Genomic DNA, 14,127 nt, shown 5'->3' with positions numbered 1-14,127 from the left:
TTCTTATGCTTTTATGTTGATACTATTCTAACAAAAAAGAATGCTATTGTCAAAGCACTCAGCTCTCGCAAGCTTGTGAATCAAGACATTAGCATTCTATCAATCCTTTAAAAATTCTTCTAAATTTAGTACTGAATTTTATTGTTCTGGACTAGCTTGCTCTTCTAGTTTAGCTCGTCCAAGTTCACGGTAGCTACGGTCACCAACTATCTTGACTGAGAATTGACCATCTTGGTACTCGAGAATCGTCACACTACCATTATCAAGGCCATGCGGATGCATTCCGTTGATTAAATAAACAATGGTTCCAATAGTCATTCCATGGCTGACTACGAGAGCGTTTCCACCTCCATTAGCTTCCATTTCCTTGGCAATGGCCTCAAAGCCTTCCCAGATACGCCCACTTAGTTTTTCCCAGCTTTCAGCCCAGCCTGCTGTATCAACTTCTACCAAACCTTCAGCTAGCTCCGCATAGGACAAACGATGCACATGATCGACATTAAAGATTCGAGGGATAATACCCATAAAAAGATCCCCATCATAAGCACCATCAAAACTACCAAAGCACCATTCACGGATTCTCTTATCCATCTGATAAGGAATTTTCCCTGTCAAACCTAGCTCCTCAAGGATAATTTTCATCGTCTGAATCGTACGCCCAGAATCACTTGAATAGGCACGTTCAAACGTTAAGCCAGACTCACGCAAGCCAATTCCCAATTCATGAATTCCTCGCTCACCTTCAGCAGTTAGAGGAGTATCACTCCAACCTTGAGCACGCCCAATCGCATTAAACATCGTTCTTCCATGACGCACTAGATACAATTTTACACTTGACATTTTCTGTCCTCCATATGTATCTATTATAGCATGATTTTAGGTAAAAACCTCGTCCTAACCCACTTGTTCCAACCTAACAACTTAAACGTGAACTGATACAAGAATCAAGCTACTCTATGTCTTTCTTAGAAGTAGCAACTTCGGAAGGCTTGGCAGGCTCTTTTTTAACCTGTTCTTCTTGCTTCTCCTTACTTCCTTCTTTTGACTTCTTTTCTGTCTTATTAGTTTTTTCGTTTGCCTTTTTCAAAGGTGGAAAGTGAAATTCAAATTGATTTTTATTCATTTGGACAACTGTCGTAAATCCAGTTTCTTTATTTTGGTAGGTCACACTTCCAAGATGATAAGATTTTCCACCATTTTCATCGAGAACCTTGTCTCGAGTTCTCTTGGCCATCGCATAAGCCACCAGTTTTTCTTTATTTAAAGCATAATCCTGATGATGAGCAACTTGTCGGTTCAGGTAAAATTGGAATAAAAGACTAAAAATACCTGCCATCACAAGAGCATAAAGAAGAACGCCTGCCTTAACTTTTTTCTTTTTCCACACGATAGATGAACTCTCTTTCTAATCCCTTCTGAAATTGGAAATGGAAATGAACTAGCTGTCCCTCTTCATGAACTCGCGCTGATTTAAGTCCATATACCATCGGTTGGTACCCTCGACCACTAGCATCTGTTTTTCGAAAATCATCCGACTTAGATTTCCCAATAGAGATATCTTTGCCATCTTGTTTCAGATAAATACGATTGTTTTCCACTTTTTGATAATGGGATCCGTCAAGCTCTGCTTCCAGTTGATCCACAAATAAAAGCCACTCTTTTTGCTCATGACTTTTCTGGTAGCGAACTTCTGATATAAGAAGGCGACTCATAGCTTGAAATAACAGTAAGCTCCCACTAATAACCACTAAGGCAATCAGAGATTCTAAAAGCGTAAACCCTTTGACCTTACCTTTCCTGAATGTCAAGTAATTTCTCAGTCCCATGATACACCTCTAAACTCTTCTCTCTCGTGACAACATCAATCGTTACACCATTGACGGTCAATTGTTTTTGTCCAGTCTGTAAAGCCATGCGAGCCACTCGCAGAACTTCTTCCTGTTTTAGAAGTTCTACTTCTCTTTTTCTACTTTCTTGAATCTGCCCTAGCAAGAGGGTTGCAATACTTGCAAAAATTGCCAGCGAAATCACTGCCTCTAATAGAATAACAGCCTTAATTTTTCGTGTCTTTAGTTTGTTTAATCTTTCCATTTCCTAAATATAATTGATAACGAATTGTTTCTTTTCTCATTTGAAATTCCACCTTTGCTAGACTTGAATTTCCCCCAGAACGGTCAAATACAATTGTTTGGCCTGATGGAGCTTGAATTCCTTTGGGAACTGTCAACTTTTGACTGCCATTACTGATCGTCTGCCCATCTAAGTTTAGACTAGTCTTTTGCTGACTCGCAACACTGCGTTTTTGAGTTTCCCGATAGAGTTCCTCAAATTCCATAAAAAAAATCTGCTCCTCAACCGCCGCAAAAGTGGACCGGACGGAACCTGATAGACCCAATGCTAATAGGCTCACAATTCCTAAAACTAAGAGACTCTCAAGCATGGTAAATGCCTTAATCCGCAACTGTTTGACTTGTATTTTGTTTTGCATGGTATTCTTTGTAAGCTTTTGCTTGCTCAGCTGTGATACGCCCATCCGCCTGTAATTTGCTTAGACTTGCAGTCTCATTTTTATCCAAACTATAGAGCTCTGCTTGGCTTTCTACTACCTTAACTACAGCTGCTTTACCCTTGTCATTGACTGCATCCTTTTGCTTGGTCAAATTTGGCACAAAAAGCAAGAGTAAAACACTAATGATAAGAAGAACCACCAACATTTCAATCAGTGTAAAAGCTTTTACCTTCGCCTCTTTTAATTTCATCATCATTTTTTTCATCTAAAAATTTACCTCCATATTTTGATACATTGGCAGCAACATGGCTGCGTACAATAAAACGATTAGTAGAGCTACAAAAATAAATACCAGCGGTTGAACCAGATTCATGGTTTGATTGACTCGGGTAAAGAAGGATTCCCAAGTTTTCTCCGCGTAGACTTCGAGTTCACTACCCAATTTGGATTTGACCTCTCCATATTCAATAATTAACCCCAACTCTCTTCTAAAGAAAGGATAATTTTGCACAACTTTAGAAAATTCACGCCCATTTTGCAAGGACTGCTCTAAATCTTGACCAATTTCCTTAAAAAGTGGGTTCCCTTGCTCCTGCATCATCTGAAAAATCTGTGATAATTCTAAACCTTGTCCAATCATATTTCCCCATTCCCGAGCATAATAGGCAGTCAAATAATACTGAATAAACACACCCATAAAAGGAATTTTAGCCAGAAAAGAAAAGACTTGTATCTTCCTAGATTTTCGGTAGAAGAACAATCCCGTTAAAGATACTGTACCTAGAGCCAGAGCGAGCCCAAGAAAAATCTGTGGTAGATTACTAATCACTACTGTAGCTATGTTACTACTATCTAGTTGGGGCAAGAGATAGTTTCGCAAGCCCAACATAATGAGCAGTAAGAAAGCTAACAAAATGATTGGATAGGTTGCAACTTCGATTAACTTTTTCTTGATCTTAAAAAGATTATCCAGATATTCTTCAATTTTTCCTAAACTCAGATGGAGATTTCCATGAACTTCAGCTAGTGATAGTTGCGTGACAATCGAACTCGAAAAACCTAAATTCCCCATCATCTCTGAGAAAGATTTCCCTTGTGACAAGCCTTGCTTCATCTGCATTACATAGTCTTTTTCTAGAAGAGCACTTCGCTCTAAAAAAGAAACAATCTCCACTAAATGAAAACCACTCGAAAATAAATTGTTAAACAGATTTATGATTTTCTTCTGCTTACTGGTAGCTAATTTTCTCCCTTTCAGCTTGAAGGGCAGTGATATATCCTTCTTTAAAAAGTTTGTCAATCTGCTCGTTCCACTTGTTTGCCTGGTGTTCTTGATAATTTCCGTTTGCAAAATCAATAATTCCTCCTCCCCCAATCAATCTCTGGTAGCAGACCCCTTGCAGAACGACTGACAGCTCTTCCTGACTCACACCCAATTCTAACAAGCGTTCGTAAACACCTCTCACGCTCTTAGCATGAATCGTAGAAAAAACTGTCGCACCCGTCAAACTGGCTCTGACCACCGCACGCGCCGTTTCGCTATCACGAATTTCACCAATAATCAATAAATCAGGCCTGTGGCGAAGAGATAGTTTAATGAGATTCTCATAGCTCAGCCCGATAGCTTCATTGAGTTGTAGTTGTAACATCTCTTCTTGCTTAATTTCCACCGGATCTTCAATCGACATAACCTGCTGCCCTTTAAATAAGGATTTGGCTAACTCATGCATCAGAGTCGTTTTGCCACTTCCTACGGGGCCTGCAAATAGATATAGTCCTCGTTGCCTATAATTCTGCTCCAATTCTCCTAAGTCTTGAAACCAAAAGTGTAACTCTTGCTCTTGGTCATGTAAAAGTCGAATAACTAGACTTTCGTGACCACGATAATCTCCTACCGTCGATAAGCGTAGTGAAGAAACCTTACCGTCATGCTGATAATCACAGGAACCAAGCTGACTTCGACGTTTTTCTCCAACATTCATCCCCGCAAGAAATTTAAAATGACTAATAACTGCTCCCAACTTTTCAAAGTCATAGGTATTGATTAAACGCCTTTCATCTCCTATTCGCATATGCAACTCATAAACCTTTTCCTTGGGAATAAAATATATATCTTGAGCTCCATCCGTTTTCGCGAGACTAATTAATTCTTGTGCTAATACTTGTACCATATTCCCTCCTCAGTTTATTATTCGAAGAAAATATAAAAAAAAGAACAACTTTATTAAAAAGTTGTTCCATCTTTTTTGATACGACAAGTTCTGTGAATTTCTAGACCTGTTTGTTTTTCATATCCGGGTCTAAATTTTTCATCTGGAATAATCTGACCATCTTCTAATAAGGCGAGAGAGTGATATTGCTGCAGATACTCATCGCATTCATCACACCAACGCTTATCCTCTGGATTCCAAAATATAGTCATTAAGTCTCCTCGACTTTTATAAAGAGGAATTTTCTTTTCCAGTTTAAACCAGCAAGATTTGTAATACTTTAGTGCATCATAATACTTATCAAATTTCTTACTGGAAATCACATCTTCTTCCCAGCCCTCTATAAACCACCAAGGTTCATAATCTCCATACATTTCTATAACTCTATACATAGTTTTATTTCCTTTGTATCGTATATTATAGCGAATTTTTGAAAACAATTAAAGAAATTTGCTCGTTTTCAGAAGCCTCTTTGAAGTATTTTTCGTTCATTAGATACCTTTACAAAATACAGTTAAGGGAATAACTCAACTATAAAAACGTTACATCTTTGCAAGAGATTATTCAAGATTGTCTCTAGTATAAAAATTAAAAAGCAGCGACTAAGTCTAGTCACTGCTTTATTTTTACGCTTGATAACGTTTTTCCCCATCAAGATAAGTTGCTACTAACTCTAAATCTTTATCTAGAACAATGAAGTCCGCATCATAACCTTCACGAATTTGTCCACAAACATCATCAATATGAACTGACTTAGCAGCATTTAGACTAGCCATCATCACTGCTTCATAAGGACTAGCAATTCCCCAGTTGACGACATTTTTCAAACCATCTTTGAGTTTAAGGATAGACCCCGCTAGGTTACCCGTAGATTTAAGACGAGCAGTACCATTAGCTACTACTACAGGAAATTCACCAAGCATGTAATCACCATCTTGAAGTCCACCTGCTGTCATACAGTCTGTAATCAGAGCGATATTTTCAACTCCTTTTTGCTTAAGAAGAATATCACATGCTTTTGGATCTACGTGATGACCATCGCAAATCAATTCAGCATAAGTATGGGGTAATTCATACATAGCGCCAACCATCCCAAGTTCACGGTGAGTCAATCCACGCATACCATTGTATGCATGTACCCAGACACTAGCACCAGCGTCAACAGCCTTTTTAGCTTCATCAAATGTCGCATTTGAATGACCAAGCGCAACAGTCACTCCTTCGCCAGTAATGGTACGAACAAAGTCTTCTACACCTTCACGTTCAGGAGCAAGCGCAATTTTATTAAGGAGACCATTAGATGCTTTTTGCCAAGCACGAAATTCATCCATACGAGGGTCTTTCATGTAAGCTGGATTCTGAGCTCCTTTATATTTCTCAGTGAAATAAGGACCTTCAAAGTAAATCCCACGAATCTTAGCACCAGTTGCTTCCTGATAACGAGCCCCGATATTCTCAGTTACCGCAAGAAGTTGTTCATAGGATGAAGTTAAAGTAGTTGGTAAAAAACTTGTAACACCAGTACTAAGGAGTCCCTCACTCATAGTATGAAGAGTTCCTTCGATATTATTATCCATAACATCCACACCACCGAAACCATGAATATGAGTATCAACAAGACCAGGAGCAATGCTATAACCACTATAGTCAACTACTTCAGCATCTTCAGGTACTTCTTCTACATGTTTTCCAAACTTACCATCGACAAGTTCCAAATAACCACCACGACGAACACCATGTGGATAGAAAAATTGATCCGCTTTAATATATTTAGGCATAATGTAAACCTCCTCTAATATTTCATATACTATTTATTATGTCAATTACATTATAAACCTTTCTCTAAAATTTGTAAATGGTATAGACCTATTATAGTTTAAAAATACAAGAAATAAATTAAGATTTAGTAAAAATAAAGTAAAAATAATTTTATAAAATAAAAATTAGTATTCAGAATAAATAATAGTAATTTTAGGTAACTCTGAGAGAAAAAATTTGAAGAAAAAATAAAAAGGCAAGGTCCGAAAACCTTGTCTTTATTACTATACCGGCGGCCGGGGTCGAACCGGCACGTCCTTGCGGACACTGGATTTTGAGTTCTATTCTTGCATTTTTTAAGTAGCAAGGTATTGATTTAACAGACTTTTGGAACTTTTGGTTTTCACAAAAAGGGGACTTTTTTCAGAATTTAGTACCTTTTTAGTAACTCATCTTTCTCTCTTAAATAACTACTTCCATAAATAGTGAGTCGATAATCTTATTTCTTAGTTATCTCATTTGTCAAATTAAGCTAGACAATTTCACCTGACTCAGAAAAACTTGATACGGAGTTTGGTAGTTCAAGGACTTCCTTGGGATTCGATTTCGCTTATCAAGTACAGAAAAAACAAATTAAACTATAGTCCGTTAAAAATTAGAGGTATAGTAGTTAGTTTACATATCTATCAAGTGTCTATAGTAATAAACTTCATTATTAAAATGAAATGTATTAGTATCAAAGCAACTATCTCAACTTGATTGGTTACTATAATACATCCCTACTAATATCAAAAAGCCACTGTTTCCAGTGACTTCATAATACCTTTCGCTCAAAAATATTTACGTTTTTACCAACAAAGCTACACACTCAGCGGTTCGCTGTTACCTTAAATTTCGTTATGAAACAAGTTTATTTCTTTCTAACGTCCTCAAGAACCTCATCGCCTTTCAACTGAAAGACTCTGTGATTCTATTATTTGTAAAACTTCTTTCATATTTTCAACTTTCCATTGCGCTTTGTCATTAAAAAATGGTAATCGGCTATCATAATAACCAATAGTTGCAATTCCGGCGCTAGTTGAAGATTCAATTCCAGAGTATGAATCTTCAATTGCAATACATTGTTCTGCTTGCAATTCTAACTTATGTAGCGTTGTTAAATAGATAGACGGATTTGGCTTACTTTCTACAAAATTCTCTCCGCTAACGATGACATCAAAATATTTTTTTATGTCACACCTTTCTAAAACTTCATTAATATGCTCATATTTTGATGATGATGCTACAGCTAATTTGATTCCGTTTTTCAATGCATAGTCAATAATTTTTAGAATTTCTTTTCTAAAAAGTAAAGAATAATCAATTTTTTCATATCTCTCATCACTAAAAGAAGCATATTCTTTTTCTATAGTTTTTATATCATATTGTTTCCCAATAAATTGCTGTAAAAGCCTATAAAGATTAAAATATGATTTACCAACTAATACCAATAGCTCAGAATCTTCGTAACTAGATTTTGGATTAAGGTGTTTGATAAAATCTTTCTGTATTAGAAAATCTTGGTACTCTGTATCAACTATAACTCCATCCATATCGAAGATTATACCTTTCAAATTCATAAATCCTCCTTTAAAATCAAAATCGGTTTGTGAAAGCATTTTTGTCCTAATTTCAAATTGAGTTCACTGTCAACACTTTAATTTCTATGGTATTATAATGTGTTCTAATTTGGAAAATCTTGAAACTCCAACTGCACTTCTTTAAAAATTATGTTTATTATATCCCGCTCATCTTTATCTAGATTGTGTTCGGTAATCAAATTGTCTTTTAATTTTAATAAGCTAATTTTATCATCTCTTGTCATTATTTCAAATAAAATTGCAAATTTAAAACTATCTCTTTCTTCTTTAGTCCAGTTTTTTATATTACTTACATCATAATCATCTAAAAATCTAACTAAATTTGCCTTTGAATAAATTGTCTGACCTAAAAAATAATCTGTAGTTGTATTAAATATATTAGCCAGTTTTACTACATTTTCTAGCGTTGGTTCTGTTTTTTGAGTTTCCCAATGACTATATGATTTTTGGCTAATTCCTAGCATATTAGCCAGTTCTACCTGAGTTAATTTGTGTTCCTGTCGTATTTTCTTTAAATTTTCACCTAAAAAAGCCATAATTCACCTATTTTTCTGTTGACAATATTACCCAACAGGTATATAATGTGTAATATACCCGTTAGGTAATAAGAGGCCCTTGCTATTCTTTCTTCGGGGATTGTATAAAGGAGGTAACCGCCTATGATTGTATTAAAAAGTCTTTGATAATCACGACAAAATCAAAGACTTACCAAACTTCTATATAACTATTATACCACACTTTCCGTTAGAACGGGGGAATATGGATATAAATAAACTTGTTTCCTTGGTTGACGGTTTAAACTCTGTCAGTACTGCTAAAAAATGGATAACCTTGATAAAGGAAATTAGTGGTCATGAGTTTAAAAAAGTTCAAGCAAGGAATAGTAGGCAGTTTGTGAGTTTTTATAATTTCACTGATAATGATGTTGAGGATTTCAGGACAATTGCTTATTTGAAAAATGAGATGCCATTAAAAGATGCTATAAGGGAAACTTATGGAGATATTCATAAACATAAGGAGTACACCCTTACTCAGCAACTCGAAACCCTTAAAGAAGATTTTATTACCTTGAATGATAATTTTAAGAATTTGTATTCTAGTAATAAAAAACTGCAAATGAAATTTCAACGATTGGAAAAAGAGCAAGAAGAAATTCTCGCAACACTTGAACTACTTCCATTTGGTGCTTGGGAAAAAGCTCGTAGGAAGTTCGGCAAGTAGGTTTGTTACGGTCGGCGAGTATGGTACCGCAGACCGTAACAAATCGTAAGCGCAGACGAACAATAAAGAGCTTTTTCAAGGTTGGTGAGGGTGTGTAGTAACACCACCCTCTGCAAGTCAGGTGCATCACTGAGAAAATGCAGTAGTATCAAGGTTTTCCACGATTTTTAAGGCGGTGAAATTAGGCAAAAACTTGATTCAAAATTTATGGCAAAAAACGAGAATTTACGTTCTGTTTTTGACTGGATTCAAATCCAGTTCAATACATTCGACCTTTCACTAGAAGAAATAGTTGAAGATATCTTATTTCTTGATACAGAGCTATTTATAATAGATAAAGGCAGTCTTAAATACTATGAATATGACTCTCAGATAAACTATGGTAATATTCGTATCTACTATGGTGATGAAGAAAATTCTTTCATGCTTGTCATGTCAGGACAAGCTTTAGAATTCTATCGAGATATGGTTTTAACCCCAAAAGGACTTTCTGAACGACACTTCTTAGATAATCTATATTCCAATTATAAGTCATTTTCAGTAAGAAGAATTGATATCGCAATAGACGATTTTAATGAAGTCCCTTACTTCACTCCAAATCAGCTTGCTAAACTTTGTAAGAAAAATCGATTCCTATATGGTAAGAGCAACTTCTACACTACATACGGAGATGAGAAAACAGGGCAGACCTTATATTTAAGAAGGCCTTCTGATGATGAACGGCTTAGAATTTATGATAAACGCTTAGAACAAGCTTCAAAGCTCGGTGTTAGCAAGAGATTTATCGAAAATTGGATAAGAACGGAGTTAGAACTACGTAAAGAGAAAGCTCACTACTTCATTCAAGAATGGCTAAAATCAAAAATAGATATTCTAAACTTTACAAAAGGATATTTAAAGGATAAAGTGAAGTTTTACACTGATAGTCAATTTTCAAAACCTCTTAGGTCTTGGGAAAAATTTCTAGGTGCATCAAAGCCGGTGACTATTATTGTGTCAAAACCAAAAACAGAACTTGAACAAAAATTAGAGTGGCTTGTCTTTAAAGGTTCTGGAGCCATTCTAAGAGCATATAAATTTCTCTATGAAAATGAATTACTATTTGAACTAGAGAAAGAGAACTTTGAAAAATTAGAAGCTTTGGAGTTTCCTCCAGAGTTAGCAAGTCAACTCATAGAAAGGGCAATATCCTTCAAAAGAGAAGACTTGATACCCACAATTAAAGAAAACATCAAAAGGAGAAATTAACTATGGCAAAAATGCTTTCACAAAATGATTGGGATTTCAATAATATTGGAACTAAATTTGAATTGGATGAGGTACTTCCAAAATTTGAAACTGAAACAAGAGTCGATGAAAATGGCGAGATTATCAAAAATAGTGATGGAAGTGAAAAACGATTTAATACTCAAAATATTATTGGTTGGAAATATAATATCACTATCAAAGATGGACCATTTAAAAAGAAATCAACACAAGTATCTGTTGATAACCCTGAACCATTAGTCGATAATGATTATATTCAAGCAATGGACGAAGTCCCTGTTACATTTGAAAACCTTCGAGCTTCGATGATTAGCAAAACGATGTATTATAAGGCTGATGCTATTCACTTAGTAGATAAAAAACAAAAATAACTACTGAATCAAGGGGAGTTAGTCGCTCCCCTTAGTTTATAAAATAAATCAAGGAGAACCAATGATTAAAACAGTAACAAAAGATGATTTAATTGAACTTGGATTTAGTCCTGGTACTGCTAGAAAAATTATTCATACTGGTAAAGTGCTTTTAGTCAATCGTGGCTTTGCTATCTATAACAATAAACGAATCGGAACAATTCCTGCAACAATAGCTGAAGAACTACTAGGGATAGAATTACAGAAAGAAGCATAGTAAATGGCCGTTCGTAAAAGCAAAAATGGGACATGGATTGCTGATGTTTCTAGTGGAACGAACCCTATAACACTAATACAACGACGAATTGTTAGAAAAGGATTCAAAACCAAAAAAGAGGCTTTGGAAGCCGAGCGATACTTAAGAAGCGTAGAACTAAAAGAGAAAAATTTTGGCGCAAAAATAACAATAGATATGCTTTATCAATTGTTAAAAGAAGAGGATGAAATAAACAATAGAAAAAAGAGCTATATTGATACTCAAGAAAACAATTATAATAAACATATCAAAGACTATTTTTCAAAAGTCGATAATATAGATAAACTAACTTATGAAGATATATATCAGTTTAGGGAACATTTACGAGAAAAGAATGCTAAAAATTCTGAGAAAAAATTGAGTCCAAATACTATTAATAAAATCATTGTTCTATTAAAGAAAATACTAGATGTTGGATTAAGAAAAGGATATTACAAAGAACATCCAGTAGGTTTATTGAAAAAATTACCGATAGAAAAAAGAAAAATGCAATTTTGGACAGTTAAAGAATTTAAACATTTTCTTTCACTATTCAAGAACGACGAATATAATCTTGAACTACTATTTACAGTACTTTTCTTTACTGGCTTACGACTTGGAGAAGCACTCGCTCTTACTTGGAAAGATATAGAGTTTTCTACAAGTACAATACATGTTAGTAAGTCAATGTACGTGAATAAAGGTGAAGAACACATTAGTTCTACAAAAACTAAATCCGGTACTAGAAGAATCATTATTAATAAAAAGCTTATAGAAACACTAGAAGAATGGAAACAAGAACAGACAGAAAGACTAAGAGAATTTTCAACTGATACTGAAAAACTCCAAATCTTTCAGGATAGTCCAATCACTCTAACAAAAAATTCTATTGAAAAACAATATAAAAAGATTCTATCTAGAGATAGTTCTTTAAAGAAAATAAGGATTCATGATTTTAGACACTCTCACGCTTCTCTTTTAATAAACCAAGGAGAAGACTACTTAATTGTAAAAGAGAGATTAGGACACGCTTCTATAACCACAACAATTGATACCTACTCCCACTTATACCCAAGTAAACAAAAAGATTTAGCAGATAAACTAGATAATCTATTATAAAAAGAACAGCCAAAATAAGTGCTGTTCTTTTTCTTATTAAAAATATTAAAAACTCAGTTCTACAAAAAAGGATATTTAGGCATGTAATATCCCCACATAGTCCTTCCACGTTTCAAGATAGTTATCACGATTTAATTCAATTTGTCTTTGTGCAAATCGTATATCATAATCTGCTAAATCCAAATTTTCTATAATTTCACCTGTAAGAATACTAAACGTTCCAATCAACTCTTCATCATCATACATCCGCAGAATAGGATTGTTAGGATTTTTAGAAATATCTTCTTTGGTTACTTCTAAATTTGTAACACCAAACTCTTTAATCATGATTCCTTCCTCCTTTCACTTTCTTTAATTACCTTTTGAGTGAATTCAATCTAACAAAATAAGTGCTATTCTTTTTCTTATTGAAAATAAAATAACTAAGCTCTACCAAAAATTACTTGGTATTTTCACGAACCATTCTTTCAAAATAATTATCTATACTTTCGGAACTTTTAGTTATTCCCTCCGTTTTATACTTTTCTAAACTTTCCTTAATTGCATTCTGAGTGACTTCATTATACTCGGTTATATCTCTCATACGAGGATTATTAACTAAATTTTCTACCATAGCTTCCTCCAATTTTTGATAGATGAGAACTCTATCATTTAAAAAATTCTTTTTCACCAATGAGCCAATATTGGTTTTAGGTGACAATAAATCACTAACTAAAAGAATATCTACATTTCCACTAAAGATGGTCGAAAGATGCCCGTATACATCCATAAATTTCGTTATATCTCCTAATTCTAAAGCAATATCTATATCACTATTTTCGTCTTCTTCTCCTCTTGCATAGGAACCAAACAAGTAGACTTTTGATACGTTATATCGTTTAGCAATAGGCTTAATCTTAGCCTTAATTTCATCTATTGTATAAACCACGAGAACCTCTTTATTACCTAGAAAAATACTTCTAACATCGAAAAATAAAAATTATTCTTTATCGAAAAATTCAGATACATCTTTTGGATTATTAAAATCAAGTTTAACAAGTTTTGACTTTTCTTTCGCTAGAGATTTAATATCGCTTTTTGCTTGTTCAACTTCGAGCATTGAATAATTTTCTTGATTGTATAACATGATATCTCTCCTTGAATAGTATATACCTATTGTATATTTTTACATAAAACGAATCAAGTTTAATACAAAATATGTTAAATATTTTCTTCCTAATTTAGCAAAAAAAAAATTTTAAGTAATTTTAGGTAACTCTGAGAGAAAAAATTTAGAAGAAAAAATAAAAAGGCAAGGTCCGAAAACCTTGTCTTTATTACTATACCGGCGGCCGGGGTCGAACCGGCACGTCCTTGCGGACACTGGATTTTGAGTCCAGCGCGTCTGCCAATTCCGCCACGCCGGCATATAGTAACTGGGGTAGCTGGATTCGAACCAACGCATGAGGGAGTCAAAGTCCCTTGCCTTACCGCTTGGCTATACCCCAATAATATAAAATAGGCGAGTGATGGGGATCGAACCCACGCATGCCAGAGCCACAATCTGGTGTGTTAACCACTTCACCACACCCGCCATACTATTAAACACGGGCAGTAGGAATTGAACCCACACTGAAGGTTTTGGAGACCTTAGTTCTACCTTTAAACTATGCCCGTAGAGGATGGAAGGGGAGGGATTCGAACCCCCGAACCCGAAGGAGCGGATTTACAGTCCGCCGCGTTTAGCCTCTTCGCTACCCTTCCATATGATAAAAATTAT

20 protein-coding genes, 5 tRNA genes and 1 pseudogene are annotated in these 14,127 nt (G+C 34.9%); 5 read left to right on the top strand and 21 right to left on the bottom strand.

Annotated features, from left to right (window positions below; translation table 11 throughout):
- Positions 1-138: 138 nt before the first annotated feature.
- From HMPREF9180_RS02670 to HMPREF9180_RS02615, 13 genes and pseudogenes are all read right to left on the bottom strand, one after another.
- Positions 139-840 carry a histidine phosphatase family protein gene (locus HMPREF9180_RS02670; protein ID WP_025168582.1) on the bottom strand — a complete coding sequence of 234 codons (702 nt, stop codon included), beginning with the start codon at positions 838-840 and terminating at the stop codon, positions 139-141.
- Between the two features lie 109 nt (positions 841-949).
- Complete coding sequence (gene comGG / locus HMPREF9180_RS02665; protein ID WP_006144827.1) at positions 950-1,387, bottom strand: competence type IV pilus minor pilin ComGG; 438 nt, start codon at positions 1,385-1,387, stop codon at positions 950-952.
- Complete coding sequence (comGF, locus tag HMPREF9180_RS02660; protein WP_006144826.1) at positions 1,365-1,826, bottom strand: competence type IV pilus minor pilin ComGF; 462 nt, start codon at positions 1,824-1,826, stop codon at positions 1,365-1,367. The genes comGG and comGF overlap by 23 nt, the downstream gene beginning before the upstream one ends.
- On the bottom strand, positions 1,789-2,091 hold the full coding sequence (comGE, locus tag HMPREF9180_RS02655; RefSeq protein WP_006144825.1) for a competence type IV pilus minor pilin ComGE: 303 nt from the start codon (positions 2,089-2,091) through the stop codon (positions 1,789-1,791). The genes comGF and comGE overlap by 38 nt, the downstream gene beginning before the upstream one ends.
- Positions 2,054-2,488 carry a competence type IV pilus minor pilin ComGD gene (gene comGD, locus HMPREF9180_RS02650; protein ID WP_006144824.1) on the bottom strand — a complete coding sequence of 145 codons (435 nt, stop codon included), beginning with the start codon at positions 2,486-2,488 and terminating at the stop codon, positions 2,054-2,056. Before comGD ends, comGE begins: the two co-directional genes overlap by 38 nt.
- The gene (gene comGC, locus HMPREF9180_RS02645) at positions 2,451-2,774 is read right to left on the bottom strand and encodes a competence type IV pilus major pilin ComGC (RefSeq protein WP_006144822.1); all 324 of its coding nucleotides are present in this window, start codon (positions 2,772-2,774) and stop codon (positions 2,451-2,453) included. The genes comGD and comGC overlap by 38 nt, the downstream gene beginning before the upstream one ends.
- Entirely contained in the window at positions 2,775-3,809 is a 1,035-nt protein-coding gene (comGB, locus tag HMPREF9180_RS02640; RefSeq protein WP_083801010.1) for a competence type IV pilus assembly protein ComGB, read from the bottom strand.
- Positions 3,739-4,680, bottom strand: coding sequence for a competence type IV pilus ATPase ComGA (gene comGA / locus HMPREF9180_RS02635; RefSeq protein WP_006144820.1), 942 nt, complete (start codon positions 4,678-4,680; stop codon positions 3,739-3,741). The genes comGB and comGA overlap by 71 nt, the downstream gene beginning before the upstream one ends.
- Positions 4,681-4,733: 53 nt before the next feature.
- Positions 4,734-5,111, bottom strand: a complete 378-nt coding sequence (locus HMPREF9180_RS02630) for a DUF1033 family protein (RefSeq protein ID WP_006144819.1) — start codon at positions 5,109-5,111, stop codon at positions 4,734-4,736.
- Positions 5,112-5,345: 234 nt separating this feature from the next.
- Positions 5,346-6,497, bottom strand: a complete 1,152-nt coding sequence (gene nagA / locus HMPREF9180_RS02625; RefSeq protein ID WP_006144818.1) for an N-acetylglucosamine-6-phosphate deacetylase — start codon at positions 6,495-6,497, stop codon at positions 5,346-5,348.
- 502 nt (positions 6,498-6,999) lie between these two features.
- Positions 7,000-7,110 (bottom strand): annotated as a pseudogene (locus HMPREF9180_RS10375) (IS30 family transposase); the annotation flags it as partial.
- A 305-nt stretch (positions 7,111-7,415) separates the two neighbouring features.
- Positions 7,416-8,096, bottom strand: coding sequence for an HAD family hydrolase (locus tag HMPREF9180_RS02620; RefSeq protein WP_025168579.1), 681 nt, complete (start codon positions 8,094-8,096; stop codon positions 7,416-7,418).
- Between the two features lie 104 nt (positions 8,097-8,200).
- Complete coding sequence (locus HMPREF9180_RS02615) at positions 8,201-8,653, bottom strand: helix-turn-helix domain-containing protein (protein WP_006144816.1); 453 nt, start codon at positions 8,651-8,653, stop codon at positions 8,201-8,203.
- Between the two features lie 223 nt (positions 8,654-8,876).
- Here HMPREF9180_RS02615 and HMPREF9180_RS02610 point away from each other — a divergent pair, with 223 nt between their 5' ends.
- The 5 genes from HMPREF9180_RS02610 (at position 8,877) to HMPREF9180_RS02590 (ending at position 12,368) form a co-directional block, all read left to right on the top strand.
- Positions 8,877-9,338 carry a hypothetical protein gene (locus HMPREF9180_RS02610; protein ID WP_006144815.1) on the top strand — a complete coding sequence of 154 codons (462 nt, stop codon included), beginning with the start codon at positions 8,877-8,879 and terminating at the stop codon, positions 9,336-9,338.
- A 207-nt stretch (positions 9,339-9,545) separates the two neighbouring features.
- Complete coding sequence (locus tag HMPREF9180_RS02605) at positions 9,546-10,586, top strand: replication initiation factor domain-containing protein (RefSeq protein ID WP_006144814.1); 1,041 nt, start codon at positions 9,546-9,548, stop codon at positions 10,584-10,586.
- Between the two features lie 2 nt (positions 10,587-10,588).
- The gene (locus HMPREF9180_RS02600) at positions 10,589-10,975 is read left to right on the top strand and encodes a hypothetical protein (RefSeq protein WP_006144813.1); all 387 of its coding nucleotides are present in this window, start codon (positions 10,589-10,591) and stop codon (positions 10,973-10,975) included.
- 61 nt (positions 10,976-11,036) lie between these two features.
- Positions 11,037-11,231: a DUF3173 domain-containing protein gene (locus tag HMPREF9180_RS02595; RefSeq protein ID WP_006144810.1), complete on the top strand. Its 195-nt coding sequence runs from the start codon at positions 11,037-11,039 to the stop codon at positions 11,229-11,231.
- Positions 11,232-11,234: 3 nt separating this feature from the next.
- The gene (locus tag HMPREF9180_RS02590; RefSeq protein WP_006144809.1) at positions 11,235-12,368 is read left to right on the top strand and encodes a tyrosine-type recombinase/integrase; all 1,134 of its coding nucleotides are present in this window, start codon (positions 11,235-11,237) and stop codon (positions 12,366-12,368) included.
- A 75-nt stretch (positions 12,369-12,443) separates the two neighbouring features.
- Here HMPREF9180_RS02590 and HMPREF9180_RS02585 read toward each other — a convergent pair whose 3' ends face one another.
- The 8 genes from HMPREF9180_RS02585 to HMPREF9180_RS02555 all read right to left on the bottom strand — a co-directional run bounded on the left by HMPREF9180_RS02585 (position 12,444) and on the right by HMPREF9180_RS02555 (position 14,111).
- Positions 12,444-12,695: a hypothetical protein gene (locus HMPREF9180_RS02585; RefSeq protein WP_006144806.1), complete on the bottom strand. Its 252-nt coding sequence runs from the start codon at positions 12,693-12,695 to the stop codon at positions 12,444-12,446.
- 112 nt (positions 12,696-12,807) lie between these two features.
- A complete protein-coding gene (locus HMPREF9180_RS10415) occupies positions 12,808-13,296 on the bottom strand; it encodes a nucleotidyltransferase family protein (protein WP_006144805.1) in 489 nt (162 codons plus the stop codon).
- A gap of 51 nt (positions 13,297-13,347) precedes the next feature.
- Positions 13,348-13,494 (bottom strand): hypothetical protein, encoded by a 147-nt coding sequence (locus HMPREF9180_RS10265; RefSeq protein WP_006144804.1) that lies wholly within the window; start codon positions 13,492-13,494, stop codon positions 13,348-13,350.
- A gap of 196 nt (positions 13,495-13,690) precedes the next feature.
- Positions 13,691-13,774 (bottom strand) — tRNA-Leu (locus HMPREF9180_RS02575).
- 9 nt (positions 13,775-13,783) lie between these two features.
- Positions 13,784-13,855 (bottom strand) — tRNA-Gln (locus HMPREF9180_RS02570).
- A 13-nt stretch (positions 13,856-13,868) separates the two neighbouring features.
- Positions 13,869-13,941 (bottom strand) — tRNA-His (locus HMPREF9180_RS02565).
- Between the two features lie 12 nt (positions 13,942-13,953).
- Positions 13,954-14,024, bottom strand: a tRNA-Trp gene (locus HMPREF9180_RS02560).
- A gap of 6 nt (positions 14,025-14,030) precedes the next feature.
- Positions 14,031-14,111 (bottom strand) — tRNA-Tyr (locus HMPREF9180_RS02555).
- Positions 14,112-14,127: the final 16 nt, after the last annotated feature.

This window comes from Streptococcus peroris ATCC 700780, assembly GCF_000187585.1.
GTDB lineage: Bacteria > Bacillota > Bacilli > Lactobacillales > Streptococcaceae > Streptococcus > Streptococcus peroris.
The sequence above is the reverse complement of the archived record's forward strand: the minus strand, read 5'-3'. Positions and strand labels throughout refer to the sequence as shown.

Excerpts from the sequence above, each read along its gene's own strand:
- HMPREF9180_RS02670 (WP_025168582.1), bottom strand. The coding sequence starts at position 840 with ATGTCAAGTGTAAAATTGTATCTAGTGCGTCATGGAAGAACGATGTTT.
- comGF (WP_006144826.1), bottom strand. The coding sequence starts at position 1,826 with ATGGGACTGAGAAATTACTTGACATTCAGGAAAGGTAAGGTCAAAGGG.
- comGE (WP_006144825.1), bottom strand. The coding sequence starts at position 2,091 with ATGGAAAGATTAAACAAACTAAAGACACGAAAAATTAAGGCTGTTATT.
- comGD (WP_006144824.1), bottom strand. The coding sequence starts at position 2,488 with ATGCAAAACAAAATACAAGTCAAACAGTTGCGGATTAAGGCATTTACC.
- comGC (WP_006144822.1), bottom strand. The coding sequence starts at position 2,774 with ATGAAAAAAATGATGATGAAATTAAAAGAGGCGAAGGTAAAAGCTTTT.
- comGA (WP_006144820.1), bottom strand. The coding sequence starts at position 4,680 with ATGGTACAAGTATTAGCACAAGAATTAATTAGTCTCGCGAAAACGGAT.
- HMPREF9180_RS02630 (WP_006144819.1), bottom strand. The coding sequence starts at position 5,111 with ATGTATAGAGTTATAGAAATGTATGGAGATTATGAACCTTGGTGGTTT.
- nagA (WP_006144818.1), bottom strand. The coding sequence starts at position 6,497 with ATGCCTAAATATATTAAAGCGGATCAATTTTTCTATCCACATGGTGTT.
- HMPREF9180_RS02620 (WP_025168579.1), bottom strand. The coding sequence starts at position 8,096 with ATGAATTTGAAAGGTATAATCTTCGATATGGATGGAGTTATAGTTGAT.
- HMPREF9180_RS02615 (WP_006144816.1), bottom strand. The coding sequence starts at position 8,653 with ATGGCTTTTTTAGGTGAAAATTTAAAGAAAATACGACAGGAACACAAA.
- HMPREF9180_RS02610 (WP_006144815.1), top strand. The coding sequence starts at position 8,877 with ATGGATATAAATAAACTTGTTTCCTTGGTTGACGGTTTAAACTCTGTC.
- HMPREF9180_RS02605 (WP_006144814.1), top strand. The coding sequence starts at position 9,546 with ATGGCAAAAAACGAGAATTTACGTTCTGTTTTTGACTGGATTCAAATC.
- HMPREF9180_RS02600 (WP_006144813.1), top strand. The coding sequence starts at position 10,589 with ATGGCAAAAATGCTTTCACAAAATGATTGGGATTTCAATAATATTGGA.
- HMPREF9180_RS02595 (WP_006144810.1), top strand. The coding sequence starts at position 11,037 with ATGATTAAAACAGTAACAAAAGATGATTTAATTGAACTTGGATTTAGT.
- HMPREF9180_RS02590 (WP_006144809.1), top strand. The coding sequence starts at position 11,235 with ATGGCCGTTCGTAAAAGCAAAAATGGGACATGGATTGCTGATGTTTCT.
- HMPREF9180_RS02585 (WP_006144806.1), bottom strand. The coding sequence starts at position 12,695 with ATGATTAAAGAGTTTGGTGTTACAAATTTAGAAGTAACCAAAGAAGAT.
- HMPREF9180_RS10265 (WP_006144804.1), bottom strand. The coding sequence starts at position 13,494 with ATGTTATACAATCAAGAAAATTATTCAATGCTCGAAGTTGAACAAGCA.